Annotated in this window: 16 protein-coding genes; 5 read left to right on the forward strand and 11 right to left on the reverse strand. The window is 70.1% G+C overall.

Going from position 1 to position 15,234, the window contains the following annotated elements:
• Window positions 1-54: 54 nt before the first annotated feature.
• The 5 genes from AC3B5L_RS16975 to AC3B5L_RS16995 are packed head-to-tail and all read right to left on the reverse strand — an operon-like array spanning window position 55 to window position 5,263.
• A complete protein-coding gene (locus AC3B5L_RS16975) occupies window positions 55-894 on the reverse strand; it encodes an ABC transporter ATP-binding protein (protein WP_490095998.1) in 840 nt (279 codons plus the stop codon).
• A complete protein-coding gene (locus AC3B5L_RS16980) occupies window positions 887-1,702 on the reverse strand; it encodes an ABC transporter ATP-binding protein (RefSeq protein WP_187662748.1) in 816 nt (271 codons plus the stop codon). Before AC3B5L_RS16980 ends, AC3B5L_RS16975 begins: the two co-directional genes overlap by 8 nt.
• Window positions 1,699-2,610: an ABC transporter permease gene (locus tag AC3B5L_RS16985; RefSeq protein WP_259952711.1), complete on the reverse strand. Its 912-nt coding sequence runs from the start codon at window positions 2,608-2,610 to the stop codon at window positions 1,699-1,701. The genes AC3B5L_RS16980 and AC3B5L_RS16985 overlap by 4 nt, the downstream gene beginning before the upstream one ends.
• A complete protein-coding gene (locus AC3B5L_RS16990; protein ID WP_187662750.1) occupies window positions 2,607-3,668 on the reverse strand; it encodes an ABC transporter permease in 1,062 nt (353 codons plus the stop codon). Before AC3B5L_RS16990 ends, AC3B5L_RS16985 begins: the two co-directional genes overlap by 4 nt.
• An 11-nt stretch (window positions 3,669-3,679) precedes the next feature.
• Window positions 3,680-5,263, reverse strand: coding sequence for an ABC transporter substrate-binding protein (locus tag AC3B5L_RS16995; RefSeq protein WP_259953775.1), 1,584 nt, complete (start codon window positions 5,261-5,263; stop codon window positions 3,680-3,682).
• 151 nt (window positions 5,264-5,414) lie between these two features.
• On the opposite strand from AC3B5L_RS16995, the gene AC3B5L_RS17000 reads away from it, so the two are divergent.
• Window positions 5,415-6,002, forward strand: a complete 588-nt coding sequence (locus tag AC3B5L_RS17000; protein ID WP_234024180.1) for an Lrp/AsnC family transcriptional regulator — start codon at window positions 5,415-5,417, stop codon at window positions 6,000-6,002.
• 2 nt (window positions 6,003-6,004) lie between these two features.
• Here AC3B5L_RS17000 and AC3B5L_RS17005 read toward each other — a convergent pair whose 3' ends face one another.
• Entirely contained in the window at window positions 6,005-6,364 is a 360-nt protein-coding gene (locus tag AC3B5L_RS17005; RefSeq protein ID WP_231729533.1) for an avidin-fold protein, read from the reverse strand.
• 65 nt (window positions 6,365-6,429) lie between these two features.
• Between AC3B5L_RS17005 and AC3B5L_RS17010 the strand changes: the two genes are divergently transcribed.
• On the forward strand, window positions 6,430-7,335 hold the full coding sequence (locus AC3B5L_RS17010) for a hypothetical protein (protein ID WP_187662752.1): 906 nt from the start codon (window positions 6,430-6,432) through the stop codon (window positions 7,333-7,335).
• Entirely contained in the window at window positions 7,332-8,420 is a 1,089-nt protein-coding gene (locus AC3B5L_RS17015) for a DUF3137 domain-containing protein (protein WP_259953769.1), read from the forward strand. The genes AC3B5L_RS17010 and AC3B5L_RS17015 overlap by 4 nt, the downstream gene beginning before the upstream one ends.
• Window positions 8,421-8,643: 223 nt before the next feature.
• On the opposite strand, the gene AC3B5L_RS17020 is transcribed toward AC3B5L_RS17015, so the two are convergent.
• On the reverse strand, window positions 8,644-9,954 hold the full coding sequence (locus tag AC3B5L_RS17020; RefSeq protein ID WP_259953767.1) for a glycosyltransferase: 1,311 nt from the start codon (window positions 9,952-9,954) through the stop codon (window positions 8,644-8,646).
• Between the two features lie 63 nt (window positions 9,955-10,017).
• Here AC3B5L_RS17020 and AC3B5L_RS17025 point away from each other — a divergent pair, with 63 nt between their 5' ends.
• Together AC3B5L_RS17025 and AC3B5L_RS17030 are read left to right on the forward strand one after the other, a co-directional pair.
• On the forward strand, window positions 10,018-10,656 hold the full coding sequence (locus AC3B5L_RS17025) for a TetR/AcrR family transcriptional regulator (protein WP_259953765.1): 639 nt from the start codon (window positions 10,018-10,020) through the stop codon (window positions 10,654-10,656).
• Between the two features lie 61 nt (window positions 10,657-10,717).
• Window positions 10,718-11,146, forward strand: coding sequence for a hypothetical protein (locus AC3B5L_RS17030; RefSeq protein ID WP_370428223.1), 429 nt, complete (start codon window positions 10,718-10,720; stop codon window positions 11,144-11,146).
• Between the two features lie 31 nt (window positions 11,147-11,177).
• Here AC3B5L_RS17030 and AC3B5L_RS17035 read toward each other — a convergent pair whose 3' ends face one another.
• The 4 genes from AC3B5L_RS17035 to AC3B5L_RS17050 all read right to left on the reverse strand — a co-directional run bounded on the left by AC3B5L_RS17035 (window position 11,178) and on the right by AC3B5L_RS17050 (window position 15,170).
• Window positions 11,178-11,582: an arsenate reductase ArsC gene (locus AC3B5L_RS17035; protein ID WP_370428222.1), complete on the reverse strand. Its 405-nt coding sequence runs from the start codon at window positions 11,580-11,582 to the stop codon at window positions 11,178-11,180.
• Between the two features lie 84 nt (window positions 11,583-11,666).
• Window positions 11,667-12,056, reverse strand: coding sequence for a DUF779 domain-containing protein (locus AC3B5L_RS17040; protein WP_259953760.1), 390 nt, complete (start codon window positions 12,054-12,056; stop codon window positions 11,667-11,669).
• Window positions 12,057-12,126: 70 nt separating this feature from the next.
• A complete protein-coding gene (exaC, locus tag AC3B5L_RS17045; RefSeq protein ID WP_187662760.1) occupies window positions 12,127-13,677 on the reverse strand; it encodes an acetaldehyde dehydrogenase ExaC in 1,551 nt (516 codons plus the stop codon).
• Window positions 13,678-13,847: 170 nt separating this feature from the next.
• Window positions 13,848-15,170, reverse strand: coding sequence for a GAF domain-containing protein (locus tag AC3B5L_RS17050; RefSeq protein ID WP_259953759.1), 1,323 nt, complete (start codon window positions 15,168-15,170; stop codon window positions 13,848-13,850).
• Between the last annotated feature and the right edge of the window lie 64 nt (window positions 15,171-15,234).

The raw sequence follows: 15,234 nt of genomic DNA on the forward strand, positions 1-15,234 counted from the left end.
ACGAGACACGCGAAGGGCCGGGGTGCATGCTCCGGCCCTTCGCCGTATCAGGCGTCAGTAGGCGACGGGAGGCACCTCGGCCCAGACCGCGCGGTCGTCGGCGGAGGGGGCATCGGGGATGCGGCCGGTGCCGTCCGGCTCCGGGATCGCGGCGAGCAGCGCCTGCGTGTAGGGGTGCCGCGGCGCCGCCCAGAGCTCAGCGGTCGGCCCTGATTCGAGCACCCTCCCGCCGAACATCACGAACGTGCGGTCGGCGATGCGGCGCACGACGGCGAGGTCGTGGGAGATGAAGAGCATCCCGGCGCCGGACTCGGCCACGAGGTCGCGCATGAGCCCCGCGACACTCGTCTGGGTGGACGCGTCGAGCGCGGAGATCGGCTCATCGGCGACGAGCAGCGAGGGCCGCGCGGCGAGCGCTCGGGCGATCGCGATGCGCTGCTTCTGGCCGCCGGAGAACTGATGCGGGAAGCGGGTGCGCACCTCAGCGGGCAGTCCGACCCGCTCCAGCCACTCCTCCACGGTGGAACCGACGGCACCGCGCGCGCGGGCGGTCGCGATGCCGTCGGAGATCTGGTCGCCGATCCGCCGGCGCGGGTTCAGCGAGGTCGCCGGGTCCTGGAAGACCATCTGGATGCCCGTGAGCGCCGTGTCACGACGACGGATCCCCAGCGGCGCGACGGGGGCTCCGCGGAACGACACCGTCCCGCCGGCGGTCTTCTCGATGCCGACGACAGCGCGGGCCAGGCTCGACTTGCCGCTGCCGGACTCGCCCACGAGGGCGACCGTCTCTCCCGCCGCGACACTCAGCGAGACGCCGTTCACCGCGATCACGGGCGGGGTGCCCGGATACCGCACCACCACGTCGCGCGCGTCGAGGACGCTGACCTCACTCATCCGCGGCCTCCTCCGGGCTCTCATCGATGCGCGATCCCGGCAGGGCCGCGAGCAGCATGCGGGTGTACTCGTGCTGCGGAGCGCGGAACAGCGTCTCCCGGTCGGCGAGCTCCACGATGCGACCGTCCTTCATGACGGCGACCGTGTCGGCGATCGCGCTCATCACGCCCAGGTCGTGGGTCACGAGCAGGACGGCGAGGTTCCGCTCGATCGCGAGGTCGCGCAGCAGCTTCAGGATGCCGGCCTGCACCGTCACGTCGAGGGCGGTCGTCGGCTCGTCCGCGAGCAGCACCTCCGGATCGCACGCGAGGGCGCACGCGATCGCGATGCGCTGCCGCTGCCCGCCGGAGAACTGGTGCGGATACCGCTTCAACGCCTCGGCCGGATTCGGCACCTGCACGGTCTGGAGCAGCTCCACCGCCCGCTCGCGCGCAGCGGCGCCCTTGAGCCCGAGATGCACGCGCATGTGATCGGTGAGCTGCCGACCGACCGGAAGCTGCGGGTGCAGCGAGGCCGACGGATCCTGGAAGACCATCGCGATCCGCTTCCCGCGGATGCGGTTGAGCCCCCGGCGGTTGCGACCGACGAGCTCCTCCCCCGCGAGCAGGATCGAGCCGCCGGTCTTCGCCTGTCGCGGCAGCAGGCCGAGCACGGCGAGGGAGGTGAGCGTCTTGCCGGAGCCGGACTCCCCCGCGAGGCCGTGGATGCGCCCCGGTTCGAGTTCCAGGGACACGCCCTTGACCAGCGGACGGCCGATGTCGATCGTGAGGTCGCGGATGCTCAGCGTCGCCGTGCTGTGCGCGGTCATGCGGGCACCCCCGTCGCGGAAGCCGTGTGCTCCGCCTGCTTCTCGTGGGCGATCTCGGCGGTCGGGTCGAGCACGTCGCGCATCGCGTCTCCGAGGAAGTTGAACGCGAGCACCACCGTGAGGATCGCGAGACCGGGGAAGACTCCGAGCCACCAGGCGTCGAAGTTCTGCATCGCACCGGAGATCATCGACCCCCACTCGGCCGTCGGCGGCTGCGCCCCCAGGCCGAGGAAGGAGAGGCCGGAGAGCAGCAGGATCGCCGCCCCGATGTCGAGTGTCGCGAGCACCAGGACCGGGCCGGCGATGTTCGGGAGGATGTCGACGAACAGGGTGCGCACCGGCGAGTGTCCGAGCAGGCGGCCCGCGATCACGTAGTTCTGTCCGCGGAGACCGAGCACGATGCTGCGGGTGACGCGGGCGTACTGCGGCCACGAGACCACGATCGCGGCGATGACGGCGTTGAACAGCGAGGGGCCGAGCGAGGCCGCGACCACCATCGCGAGGATCACGGTCGGGAACGCCATGAACAGGTCCGTGATGCGCATGAGCGTCTCGTCGACGGCGCGCCCGAAGTACCCGGCGACCGCGCCGACGAGGGTGCCGATGATGAGGGCGGCGATCACGAGCATGAGCGCGAGCGGCAGACTCACCGTCGCGCCGGTCATCAATCGGGAGAAGATGTCGCGGCCGTTGCCGTCGGTGCCGAGGATCGTGTCGATGCCCGGCGCCTGCAGACGGGACAGCACCTGCGCGTTCGGCGGGTAGGGCACCCACCACTGCGCGGTGAAGGCGACGATGATCCACGCACCGGCGATGACGGTGCCGATGATGCCGAGCGGGGTGCGCCAGGCGCGCGGCCAGCGGAAGCGGAAGCGTCCGGCGGGGGTCGCTGCGGCGATGCGGCTCATGCGATCCTCACTCTCGGGTCGAGCACGCCGTAGAGCAGGTCCACGATGAAGTTGATGAGGAGGTAGATGACACCGACCACAAGACCGACACCCATGATGCCGGGCAGGTCGAGATTGGCGGCGGAGTTGTAGGCGTACGTGCCCAGCCCCGGCCAGGCGAACACCGACTCGACGAGCACCGTTCCGGAGAGCAGGGCTCCGAAGGCCACGCCGACCACCGTCAGGATCGGCAGCGAGGCACCCCGGAGCACGTAGTCGAGGATGACGCGCATGGCCGGCAGGCCCTTGGCACGGGCCGCGCGCACGTAGTCGCTGCCGAGGACCTCGAGCACCGAGGTGCGGATGAAGCGGGTGAGCAGTCCGATGGTCACGAGCGAGAGCACCATGACCGGCAGCGCGAGGTGCGCGAGGGCGTCGAAGAAGCCCACCGCGTCGCCGTTGAGGAGGTAGTCGACCGTGTAGAGCCCGGTCACCCGGGGCGGCGGGGTGATCGACGGCGAGATGCGTCCGGAGCCCGGCGCGATGCGCAGCTCCAGGAAGAACACGTAGAAGCTGACCAGCGCGAGCCAGAAGGTCGGGACGCTGAGCCCGACGAGCGTGACGACGCGGATGACCTGGTCGGTGACGAGTCCGCGACGGTAGGCCGCGAGCGTGCCGAGCACGATGCTGACCGCGAGGCTGACGATGATCGCGCTGATCGCGATCTCGATCGTCGCGGGCACGGCGGTGGCGAGGTCGCTGGTGACCGGGCGTCCGGTCACCAGCGACGTGCCGAGGTCCCCGCGGAGCAGGTTCCCCATATAGATGAAGTACTGCACGAACAGTGGCTGGTCGAGACCGTTCGCCGTGATGAACGCCTCGCGCGTCGCGGGGTTCTGCGACGCGCCCTCGCCGAGCGCGGCCGAGACCGGGTCTCCCGGCACCAGGTTGGTGAGCGCGAACGTGACGATGGTCACGCCCACCAACAGGAGCAGGGAGGTCCCGGCCCGCCGCAGCAGGTACCCGACGAGAGGCGAGCGGCGCCGCTGCGCCTGCCTCTGCACGGCCACTGTCGTCATGAGTCGTCCGATCAGCCGGCGGGCGTGATCTCGGCGATGTCCATCTCCCACACGGAGTTGTAGACGGCGCCGGACACGCTGGAGGCGGAGGAGATGTTGCGACCGGGGACGATCAGCGGCACGAACGGGCCCTCGGCCTGCATGGCCTCGGCGAACTCCGTGAAGGCCTCGGTGCGCTGCTCGGCGTCGGTCGCGGCGGCCGCACCGGCGGCGATGCCCGCGATCTCCGGGTTCGCCTCGGCCGCCCAGCCGGCGCGGAGGCCGACCTTCAGACCGGGCGCGAAGGGCAGGAAGTTCGCGGAGTCGGCGTAGTCCGGACCCCAGAACCAGAGGCCGAAGCCCTCAGTGCCGTTGACGTACGCGTCGAGCTCGGTCGCGAACGGTGCAGGAGCGAGGTCGACGGCGATGCCGGCGTCCTCGAGCTGCGCCTGGATGCGCTCTGCGAGCGGCGTGAACTCCACGCCGCCGACCGGGTAGTCGTTCGGGAACTGGAGCTTGAGGGTCTGACCGGTGTAGCCGGCCTCCTCCAGCGCGGCCTTCGCCTTGTCGAGGTCCTGCTCCACGCCGCTGTCGAGGGCACCCTCGAACCCGGGCGGGATGACGCCGGTGGCCTGCACGGCGCCGGCGCCCGCGAGCTCGAGCAGCGCGTCGTAGTCGAGCGCGTAGCGGATGGCCTCCGCGATCTTCACGTTCGCGAGGTCACCGCCGGCCTCGCCCTGGTTGAGCAGCAGGAAGATGGTCTGGCCGGAAGGGACCGAGTCGACGCTGATGTCGTCGCCGAGGCCCGCGACCTGGTCGCCGTTGAGGTCCATCGCGACCATCGAGTCGCCGCCCTTGAGGTTGGCGAGCTGGGTCGCGCTCTCCGAGACGTTGCGCACGACGACGCGGCTGTAGGCCGACTCCTCGTCGCCGTTGTACTCGTCGTTGCGGGTGAGGACGACCTGCGAGCTGAGGTCGAGGGTGTCCAGCACGAAGGGGCCGGATCCGGCGGACTCGCCGTCGAGGAAGCCCTGGGCGCTGTCGGAGCCGTCGGTGGTCCCGCCGTTCTCCATGACGACGTCGGCGTTGACGATGCCGAGCGCCGGGTTCGCGAGGATCGCGGGGAGCTGCAGCAGCGGGGTCTCCGAGGTGAACCGGATGGTCTTGTCGTCGACCTCCTCGATCGTCAGGCCGCCGAGCAGGAAGTTGGGCTTGGCGTCTGCCATGCCCTGGATGCGCTGCAGCGAGAACACGACGTCCTTCGCCTCGATGGGCGAGCCGTCGGAGAACACGCGGTCGCCGTCGAGCGTGAAGGTGAACTCGGTCGCCTCGTCGTTCTGCTCCCACGACGCCAGGCCAGGGACCGGAGTGGAGACGTCGGAGCCCTCGAAGTCGACGAGGGTCTCGTACAGCGCCTTCGCGATCATGTTGCCGGTCGGGTCGTAGGTGTGACCCGGGTCGGTCGTCTCGATCGAGAACGCGGTGTCGATGACGAGGGAGTCGGAGCCCTGGGACGACTCGGAGTTGTTCGCCGAGTTCCCTCCCGAGCAACCTGCGAGCGCCAGGAGCGCGACGGCTCCGAGCGCGATGACCGGCGTGATACGGCGTGACGACATCAGGGCCTCCAAGGGCGAGGAGTACATTCGGGTCCGGTCGCCACCGATGTGGACGACCGGGGATCAGATTCGCATCATATGCGACGATGTGTCCAGCAAGTGCGCGTCACACAGGCACGCATTGTCGAGAACCTCGGATGTGAGGAGCAATATGTCCAGCAAGGACGCGGATCCGTCGAAGCAATCTGGACGAAGTGCCGCCCCTTTGGATGAGACGGCGTACAGAATCCTCGATGTGCTGCGCGATAACGGTCGCGTCTCGATCGCCGCGCTGGCCGAGAAGGTCGGCATCTCGCGGGCCAGCGCCTACACGCGGGTCGAGTCGCTCGTGCACGACGGCGTCATCACCGGATTCAGCGCGCGCGTGGATCAGGCGAAGGCCGGGCTGTCGATCGGGGCGCTCGTCTTCGTCACGGTGATGCCGCAGGCCTGGGCCTCGTTCCGGGAGCGCATCATCGAGATGCCGGACGTGGAGTGGTGCGCGATCACGACCGGGGAGCACGACGCGATGCTGCTCATCCGCGCCGTCGACGTGAGCGGCGTGCACGAGTTCTCGACGGGGGTCATCGCGCAGCTTCCGGAGGTGCGGACCGTGGTCAGCGTCGTCGTGCTCGACGAAGTGATCCGGCGGCCCTACCTGCTGCCCGGCGACCTGCCGGAGCGGCAGACCGAGGTCCCGCTGGGGATGACCCGGTGGACGCCGGCCTCCCCCGGTCGGGACGCACTCCCGCCGCGCTGAGGTCAGGCGGCGGGGATCTCCTCGACGACGCTCAGCTGCGGAAGGCCGTGCATCTCGTAGTGCTCGACCAGACGGATGCGGCCGTCGTCGGTGAGCTCCAGCTCGCTCTCGCCGTCCCCGGTGACGACGGTGCCGTCGGCCTTGAGCACGTGGACGAACGAGACCCAGATCGTGTCGCCGGTACGCGTGCCCACGAACTTCCCGAAGGTGACCGTGTCGCCCTCGTAGCCGCCCCAGATCGCGCCGTCGCGTTCGAAGTACTCGAAGACGCTGGGGGCGTCGGGATCGACGGCGGAGGTCGTGGACGAGACCATGCGGAAGCGTCGGCCGTCGAGGGAAGGGAGGGTCGCGGTGGCAGTCACCCCTCGATTATGAGGGATCCACGGCCGCGGCTCGCGTCGTCGGACACGGCCGGTACCGTGGTCGCATGGAGTGGATCGCAGACCCCGGCGTCGGCGCGTGGCTGCGCGAGACCCTCGACGACGGTCTGGGCAGCATGCACGCGGTCGTCCCCCGCGGCTTCCCCGCGTACGCCCGGGTCTTCCATCCCGCCACCGTGCGGGAGAGTCCCACGGCAGCGGATTCCGAGGTACGCGTCAGCTGGGCGCAGACCGCCGCCGCCTTCGGCACGACGATGCACGCGGAGGCGCAGTGGCACCGGATCGTGCGGACTCCCGTCGACGCCGATTGGCGGACCCGCATCGCTCCGGACGGCCGCGAGTTCACGGCGCCGCTCGAGGGTGCGCTCGACAGCGACCTCGTGTCGATCCTGGCCGGGCACCTCGCCGCCCACACCACGACCCCGGACGACGGGGTCGTCGCGCTCTGGGACGGGTTCGGCGCCCTCGTCGGGTTCTTCGGCGACGGCCCGTCCCGCGCGTTCCTCACGTTCAGCGACGACCCGAACCATCAGGCGATGCTCGACCGGAGCATCCACGACCCGTTCAACAACGTCTTCCGGAAGCCCACCTGGCAGGACGGCATCCTCTCGCGGGAGATCTCCGAAGGGCCGCGGCTGCAGCTCCCCGGGCGCGACTACGTGCTGTTCTCCGGCGGCGCCAGGGACTTCATCGATCCGGCCTGGGTGCTCGGCGTGCCGTGGCGCGACCGGGTGGGCGAGGAGCACGGCTTCCCGCCCTCCGCGCAGAGCCCGAACATCCTGTGGCCGAAGGATCGCACGTGGGTGATGGTCTCGGAGATCGACTACGACTCCACGATCGTCGCGGGCTCGCCCGACCTCGTCCGCGCGATCTGCACGGACGAACGTCTGGAGGCGAAGGCGCTTCGCGAGGGCGCCGACCTCACCTGGGACGCCGACGAGGTCAACCGATGACGTCTCCGCAGGCGTCGGCGTCGTTCGACGCGCGTCCCCTCACCGATCCGGTCGACCCGGCCGCCGTCCGCGCCTTCACGGCGGAGCTCCGGTCCCGGCGGACGACCGGCATGGCGGTGTCGTCGATCATCGCCGTCGTAGCCGTGGCGATCGCCGGAGTCGTGCTGCTCCCGATCCTCGCCTCCGTGGTGGTGGCGCTGGCAGCGGGCAGTGGGTCCCCCGCCTCCGCGGCGATCCCGCTCGTCCTCCTGCTCCTGGTGGCGGCGGGAGTGGGTGTGCTCGTCTGGATGGGCGTCCGCAACGCGCGCACCGCTCGGTACCGCCTGCACCGGTTCGCCCAGGCCAACGGCATGACGTACGAGCCCCGCGTGGACGATCCGCCGCTCCCCGGAATGATCTTCCACCTCGGCCGTTCGCGCCTGGCCACCGACCTCGTCCGCGGAACCCACCCGCGGTTCGTGGAGTTCGGCAACTACCAGTACACGGTGCAGTCCGGGAAGAACTCGACGACGTATCGCTGGGGCTACGTCGCCGTGAAGCTGGATGTGCCCCTGCCGAACATCGTGCTCGACGCGAAGGGCAACAACGGCTTCGGCTCCAACCTGCCGGCATCGTTCCAGCGGGCGCAGCGTCTGTCGCTCGAGGGCGACTTCGATCAGCACTTCACCCTCTACTGCCCCGAAGGCTACGAGCAGGACGCGCTCTACCTCTTCACGCCCGACATCATGGCGCGCTTCATCGACAACGCCGCGCAGCTCGACGTCGAGATCGTCGACGACTGGCTGTTCCTCTACACGCCCCGCCGGGCCTCCACACTCGATCCGGCGACGTGGGCCTGGCTGTTCGGGACGGTGGGCGCGTTGCTGACCAAGCTCGACCAGTGGGCGCGGTGGCGCGACGACCGCCTCGCTGCCGCGGCGGCGCCCGGGGGCCACGCTCTCCCGTTCGCTCCGCCGGCGGGGATGATCACCCCACCGCCGGGGGTCGCGCCGCAGGGTCGGCGCCTCAAGCGCACGGGCACGTGGGTGCCGATCCTCGTGGTGATCGGCTTCGCGGTCTTCTGGATGCTCAGCCGCTGGAACTGACGACGGTCCGATGTGGGGGTGGGTGTCGTTCTGGGGAACCGACGCCCACCCCATCCCCCCTCGGGATCGAAAGGAATTCGACGTTCCCTCCGCATTGACGGTTCGACCGTCCCGCCCGTGGTCAGCTGGGGACTGACGCTGCGTGGCGATACCCGGATGGTATACCGGCGGACGTTGCACCCGGTTGCGTTCATGCGCGGGAATGCACTTTCCCGCGCGGCAGTCAGCGGTGCATCGCGCTGTCTGGTGCGGCCCGAGTGGCCTCCCCCGCCAGGACCGCGTCGAGCGTCTGCCAGGCGTCCGCAGCGCGCATCGCCTCTCCGACCTGCCGTGCGCGGTCGCGGAACGCCGGCTCGACCAGCACCCGGTGCACGGCCGCGGCGACCTGTCCCGGCTTCGGCGCATTCGTCCGCAGGTTGACGCCGACGCCGGTCCACCCGACTCGGGCGGAGACCTCGACCTTGTCCTCCGTCTGACCCGCGACCACCAGCGGGACGCCCTGGGCCAGGGCCTGCTGCACCCCGCCGAAGCCGCCGTTGGTGACGAACACGTCGATCTCCGGCAGCAGCCGGTCGTAGGGCAAGTACTCGGCGACCCGGACGTTCGCCGGCAGCTCCGCCGGGAGCGCGTCGACAGGACGGCCGCCGGTGGATACCACCACGAGGGCGTCGGTCGCGGCGAGCCCGGCGATCGTGGGAAGCACGAGCTGACCGAAGTCCGCGTTGGCGATGGTGCCCTGACTGACGTGGATCACGGGCCGCCGACCGTCAAGGTCGGACCACCAGTCCGGCAGCGGTGCCGTCGACGGCGCGGCCGGAAGGGGCCCGGCGAAATGCACGGACGCCGGGAGGTCGGACCGTGGGTATTCGAACGCGGAAACCGAGAACTGCACGTACGCGTCGGCGCGGCCCGCCCAGTCGAGCACGAATCCGCCGAGATCGCGGCCGACGGCCTCGCGCGCCATGGCATCGGCCTCCTTCTGCACGCCCCCGAAGATCACGCGCTCCGCCACCAGACGCAGGAAGGCGTTGCGCACGCGTCCGAACGGCCCGGGCATCGGCGTGACTCCGAGCCCGAACGGGGCCGTGTCGACGCTGCGAGCGCCGAGCGGGAAGATCCCGAGGACCACGACCGGGGGCCGCTCGGCCTTCGGCAACCGCTGCAGCAGCGCCGCACCGACGAACAGCGGTTCGGTGAGGACCGCGTCGATGCGGTTCCGCGCCAGCTCGACGCGCACGGCCTCGAGCTGAGCCCGACCCGGGCGGATGAAGAGGGTGCTCATATCAAAACGGAGCGCGGCCGCCCCGGTGAGACCTTCGCGCTCGGGGAACGCGCCGTTCGCGTCGTCGAGATCGACGTCGGCCTCCGCGGGCAGCGGGCGGAACAGCGCACCGGCCGCTGTCACCCGCTCCTCGTATCGGCTGCTCGTGAGGAAGAGGACCTCGTGCCCGCCCGCGACCAGGTGCCTGGCGACCTGCAGCAGCGGGAGCACGTGCCCGTGAGCGGGAGTGCAGGTGAGGAGGTAACGGGACATGGCGGCTCTCTCGATAGGGTTGGTTGTACCGTTGAAGTATTCATCACCCTTTGAGGAAAGTCAATGACGTCGAGTGTGCGCCCCTACCGCTCCGCCCTGCGGACCCGCCAGGCCGAGGAGACCCGTGCGCGCATCGTCGCGGCGGCCGCCCGCCTCTTCGCCGCGCAGGGATACCAGGCGACGACGATCTCCGCGATCGCCAAGGAGGCCGGGGTGTCCGCGGAGACGGTGAAGACCACGGCGGCGAAGGCGGAACTGCTCATCGCCGCCTTCGAGGTCACCTTCTCCGGCTCGGAAGCCGCCGAGACCCTCGCCGACACCGAGGCCGGTTCGGGACTGACGGCCCTGCCCGACGACGTCTTCCTGGACGCCGTCATCACGCAGATCGGCGCCGCGAACGAGCGCGGGCATGCCCTCTGGACGGTCCTCCTGGGTGCGGCGCTCTCCGACCCGGTCGTCGATGCCGCCCTCCAGCGCATCCTCGCGAACCGGGCGGCGGACTACCGGGGGTTCGCGGCGGAACTGCAGCGCCGGGGCATCGTCGCCTCCGACCGCGACGGCGACACCCTCGCCGACGTGCTCTCGTTCCTGCTCTCGCCCGAGAGCCACCAGCAGCTCGTCGTGCAGTCCGGCTGGTCGCCGGACCGCTACCGCTCCTGGCTGCGGAGTGCTGTGCTCGCCGCGGCCTCTCCGTCGGCGTGACGACGAGGTCGGCGAGGACATTCGTTGACCGATTCGTCAACCAACGCGTAACGTGCTACTCATGCGCATCAAGACACCGACCGCCAAGGTCGGGTATCTGCTCGTCGTCATCGTCGGGATCGTGCTCACCGTCGTACCGCTCACGGTCCTCAGGTTCGAACTCGGATTCGTGTGGGCCACCGTGGTTATCGTGGCGGCCGTCGTCGTGGCGGCACGAACGTTCCGTAGCCCCGGAGAGTCGGACGCCCCACGCCCCTGGTGGAAGATGACCAGCACACGAGGGAGCGGAATCCTCCTCAGCGCAATGTTCTTGATCCAAGGGATCATGGCCTCCTCCGGAGCATTCGCTTCACCGAGTCCGGTGCTGGCCGTGATCGGTGGCCTGGTGGCGCTCGCAGTGGCAGCTCTCTACCTGAACTCCGCAGTCCGGGTCCAGGGCACTCCGGTGCCGTCGCTGCCAGAGAGCTCCAGGCCGAAGCTCTCCCCCTGACAGGTGCTCGACGGGGCGGGCTGAGCGCGGGTCAGAGCAGCTCGGCCACGAGGGTCTCGATGCGGCCGCGGATATCGTCGCGGATCGGCCGGACGGCATCGATTCCCTGACCGGCGGGGTCATCGAGCACCCAGTCCTCATAGCGCGTGCCGGGGAAGAACGGGCACGCGTCACCGCAGCCCATCGTGATCACGACGTCCGACGCCTGCACGGCCTCGGTCGTGAGCACCTTCGGCTGCTCGGCCGTGATGTCGATGCCGAGCTCCCCCATCGCCGCCACCGCGACGGGGTTGATCTCGGCAGCGGGCATCGACCCGGCGGAGCGCACCTCGATGCGGTCGCCGGCGAGGTGCCGGAGGAAGCCGGCGGCCATCTGCGAGCGCCCCGCGTTGTGCACGCAGACGAAGAGGACGGAGGGTCGGTGTGGTGCGTTCACGATGGGGCCAGCGTATCCCGTTCGAGTCGCTTGATTAGCTGCATCTCCGGCCGAAATGGGACCAATCGGGCGATTCGAAGGCCCTCAGGCCAGGCCGAGGCCCGCCAGCTCGGCGGGGTCGAGCATTCGCGACCGGATGAGGAACCGCATCCCCGTCGGGCCCTCGACGCTGAACCCGGCGCCGCGTCCCGGCACGACATCGATGGTGAGGTGCGTGAACTTCCAGTACTCGAACTGCGAGGCCGACATGTAGACCTCGACCGGATCGTCGAGCCCGACGTCGAGGGTGCCGAGGAGCACGTCGCCGGGACCGGTGAGGAACATCCCCACGGGGTAGCACATGGGGGCGGAGCCGTCGCAGCAGCCGCCGGACTGGTGGAACATGAGCGGCCCGTGCTGCGCGGTGAGTTCGCGGACGAGCGCGGCGGCGGGGTCGGTCACCGCGACGCGGGCGGGCGTGGTTTGACTGGCCATGGGACTCCTTCCGGAATGCCGAGTGCCGGACGGCGCGGCGCGCGCCGCCCGACACTCGGGCTCGGGCGGATCAGAAGAAGCCCATCGGGCCCTCCGCGTACGAGACGAGGAGGTTCTTCGTCTGCTGGTAGTGGTCGAGCATCATCTTGTGGTTCTCGCGGCCCACCCCCGACTGCTTGTACCCGCCGAACGCGGCATGCGCCGGGTACTGGTGGTAGGTGTTCGTCCACACGCGACCAGCCTCGATCGCCCGGCCCGCGCGGTACGCGGTGTCGCCGCTGCGACTCCATACACCGGCCCCCAGCCCGTACAGGGTGTCGTTCGCGATCGAGATCGCGTCGTCGAAGTCGTCGAACGAGGTGACCGAGAGCACAGGACCGAAGATCTCCTCCTGGAAGATCCGCATGTCGTTCGTCCCCTCGAACACGGTCGGCTGCACGTAGAAGCCCTCGCTGAGGTCGCCGCCGAGGTCGGCGCGCTCGCCTCCCGTGAGCAGCCGGGCCCCGCCCTGCTTGCCGATGTCGATGTAGCTGAGGATCTTCTCCAGCTGATCGTTCGAGGCCTGCGCGCCGATCATCGTCGCAGGGTCGAGCGGATTGCCCTGCACGACCTTCTCCACACGCTCGAGGCCGTCGGCGAGGAAGCCGTCGTAGATCGAGCGCTGGATGAGGGCGCGTGACGGGCAGGTGCAGACCTCGCCCTGGTTGAGCGCGAACATCGTGAAGCCTTCGAGCGCCTTGTCGTAGAACGGGTCGCTCGTGGAGCGGGCGACGTCCTCGAAGAAGACGTTCGGGCTCTTGCCGCCGAGCTCCAGGGTGACCGGGATGAGGTTCTGCGAGGCGTACTGCATGATGAGGCGGCCGGTCGTGGTCTCGCCGGTGAAGGCGACCTTGCGGATGCGCTTGTGCTGCGCGAGCGGCGCGCCGGCCTCGATCCCGAAGCCGTTCACGATGTTCACGACCCCGGCCGGCAGCAGGTCGCCGATGATGTCGAACAGGAACAGGATCGACGCGGGGGTCTGCTCCGCGGGCTTGATGACGATGCAGTTGCCCGCGGCGAGCGCCGGCGCCAGCTTCCACACGGCCATGAGGATCGGGAAGTTCCAGGGGATGATCTGCCCGACCACGCCGAGCGGCTCATGGAAGTGGTACGCGACGGTGTTCTCGTCGAGCTGGCTGATGCCGCCCTCCTGCGCGCGGAGCACCCCCGCGAAGTAGCGGAAGTGGTCGATCGCGAGCGGGATGTCGGCGGCGAGGGTCTCCCGCACGGGCTTGCCGTTCTCCCACGTCTCCGCGACCGCGATCTCCTCGAGGTGCTGCTCCATCCGGTCGGCGATGCGGTTCAGGATCACGGAGCGCTCCGCGGGGCTGGTCTTGCCCCAGGCGCTGAAGGCCTTCCAGGCGACGTCGACGGCGCGGTCGATGTCCTCGACGGTGCCGCGGCCGACCTCGGTGAAGGGCTTGCCGTTGACGGGACTGATGTTCTCGAAGTATTGGCCCTTGGCGGGCTCGACGAACTCGCCGCCGATGTAGTGACCGTAGCGGGGCCGGTAGTTCGCGACCGCTCCGGGCTGTCCGGGGGCGGCGTAGGCGAGGGACACGTCTTCTTCGACGATGGTCATGGGGTCTCCTTCGACGGGGGCGCCGCGGCGTCGATGCCGCGGTGTTCCCTCGACGCTAGGCCGCTCCCCGTTGCACTCCCGATGCGCAACGTTGCAGCCGGTTGCGCCCCGTTCGAATCGCTCACCTGGCTGCATCCGCGGCCGAAATGGCACCAATCGGGCGATTCGAATCAGCCGAGGCGCTCGATCCGCGTCACGAGACCGGCACGACGCGGCGAGCGCGCCGGCAGCATCTCCAGCGCGAGCCGCAGCACCTCCGCGTCCTCGCTCCCCTCGGGGGTGTCCGCATAGGCGAGCAGCACGTCCAGACTCGCCCCCGACAGCATCACCTCCCGCAGCGCCGCACGGACCGAATCGCGGAACTCCTCGACGCCGGGCGAAGTCGAATCCGGCAGCACCGGCCCCCGGTAGGCCGTCAGCGCGACCCGGTGGGCGCCGCGATCAAGGAGGGACAGCACGTCCTGAGCATCGGTCTCCAGCGGCACCGGAAGGCGATACGGGCGGGACTCCGGCACGAGATCCGGGGCCGCCCGCTCCAGGACCTTGCGCAGGCGCACCATCTCCGGCCGCAGGGTGTCCGGCGAGACCCCGGGACCGTAGACGAGCTCCGCGAGCCGGTCGGCGGAGAGGCCCTGGCGGTGCACGGCCAGCATCAGGAGGATGGCCGCGTGCCGGGCGCTGAGCTCGGTGACGGCCTCCTCGTGTGCCGACGCGGTCTCCAACCGGGCACGGTCGCGTCCGAGCACCTGCAGTCGCGCGCGAGCGAGGGGTTCCGGCGGGGTCCTGCCCGGCAGGCGTCGAGCCGGAGGCTCCGCTCGTCGCTGCAGCCGCGCCACGAGGAGCTCGGACTCGACCGCCCGCGCCGTCGCGTCGACGAGCAGTCGCGCCTGCGGGGTCACCACTTCGGGTCCGCCGGTGATGTCGATCACGCCGAGGACCCGCTGCGTCTCCGGGTCGCGCACGGGCGCCGCACTGCACGACCACGGGTGCACCAGGCGGTTGTAGTGCTCGGCCCCACGGATCTGCACCGACCGCTCCAGGGCGAGCGCCGTGCCCGGGGCGCTCGTGCCGACGGCGTCCTCCGCCCAGTTCGCGCCGGCCACGAACCCCATGCCCTCGGTGAGGGACCGAAGCTGCGCATCGCCCTCGATCCACAGCAGGCGCCCTGCCTGATCTCCGACGGCGATCACGACCCCCGAGTCCTCGGAGTCGCCGGGAAGCAGCAGCGCGCGGATCATCTCCATCGCGGAGGCGAGCGGGTGAGTCAGACGATAGGCGTCGAGCTCGTCCTCGAACAGGTCGAGCGGTGGCAGCGCCTCCGGACCGACACGGCGGCGCCAGGACCGCTCCCACGACTCCCGCACGAGTGGCCGCACCTCGCGGAGGCGGTGGTCGTCGAGATTGCCGGCGATGAGCTCCTCGTGCGCACGCTCGACGAGGAGGCGAGACGCCGTCGGCGACGCCTCCCGCGGATCGTGCCACGTCGCAGACACGCGTTCTCCGTTTCTGGAGTCGAGAGCGTGCCCTCAGTGTACGAGCAGGATCGACCGGGCGGAA

It is taken from the genome of Microbacterium sp. C-MGS6 (genome assembly GCF_058140415.1).

Excerpts from the sequence above, each read along its gene's own strand:
- AC3B5L_RS16975 (WP_490095998.1), bottom strand. The coding sequence starts at position 894 with ATGAGTGAGGTCAGCGTCCTCGACGCGCGCGACGTGGTGGTGCGGTAT.
- AC3B5L_RS16980 (WP_187662748.1), bottom strand. The coding sequence starts at position 1,702 with ATGACCGCGCACAGCACGGCGACGCTGAGCATCCGCGACCTCACGATC.
- AC3B5L_RS16985 (WP_259952711.1), bottom strand. The coding sequence starts at position 2,610 with ATGAGCCGCATCGCCGCAGCGACCCCCGCCGGACGCTTCCGCTTCCGC.
- AC3B5L_RS16990 (WP_187662750.1), bottom strand. The coding sequence starts at position 3,668 with ATGACGACAGTGGCCGTGCAGAGGCAGGCGCAGCGGCGCCGCTCGCCT.
- AC3B5L_RS16995 (WP_259953775.1), bottom strand. The coding sequence starts at position 5,263 with ATGTCGTCACGCCGTATCACGCCGGTCATCGCGCTCGGAGCCGTCGCG.
- AC3B5L_RS17000 (WP_234024180.1), top strand. The coding sequence starts at position 5,415 with ATGTCCAGCAAGGACGCGGATCCGTCGAAGCAATCTGGACGAAGTGCC.
- AC3B5L_RS17010 (WP_187662752.1), top strand. The coding sequence starts at position 6,430 with ATGGAGTGGATCGCAGACCCCGGCGTCGGCGCGTGGCTGCGCGAGACC.
- AC3B5L_RS17015 (WP_259953769.1), top strand. The coding sequence starts at position 7,332 with ATGACGTCTCCGCAGGCGTCGGCGTCGTTCGACGCGCGTCCCCTCACC.
- AC3B5L_RS17020 (WP_259953767.1), bottom strand. The coding sequence starts at position 9,954 with ATGTCCCGTTACCTCCTCACCTGCACTCCCGCTCACGGGCACGTGCTC.
- AC3B5L_RS17025 (WP_259953765.1), top strand. The coding sequence starts at position 10,018 with ATGACGTCGAGTGTGCGCCCCTACCGCTCCGCCCTGCGGACCCGCCAG.
- AC3B5L_RS17030 (WP_370428223.1), top strand. The coding sequence starts at position 10,718 with ATGCGCATCAAGACACCGACCGCCAAGGTCGGGTATCTGCTCGTCGTC.
- AC3B5L_RS17040 (WP_259953760.1), bottom strand. The coding sequence starts at position 12,056 with ATGGCCAGTCAAACCACGCCCGCCCGCGTCGCGGTGACCGACCCCGCC.
- exaC (WP_187662760.1), bottom strand. The coding sequence starts at position 13,677 with ATGACCATCGTCGAAGAAGACGTGTCCCTCGCCTACGCCGCCCCCGGA.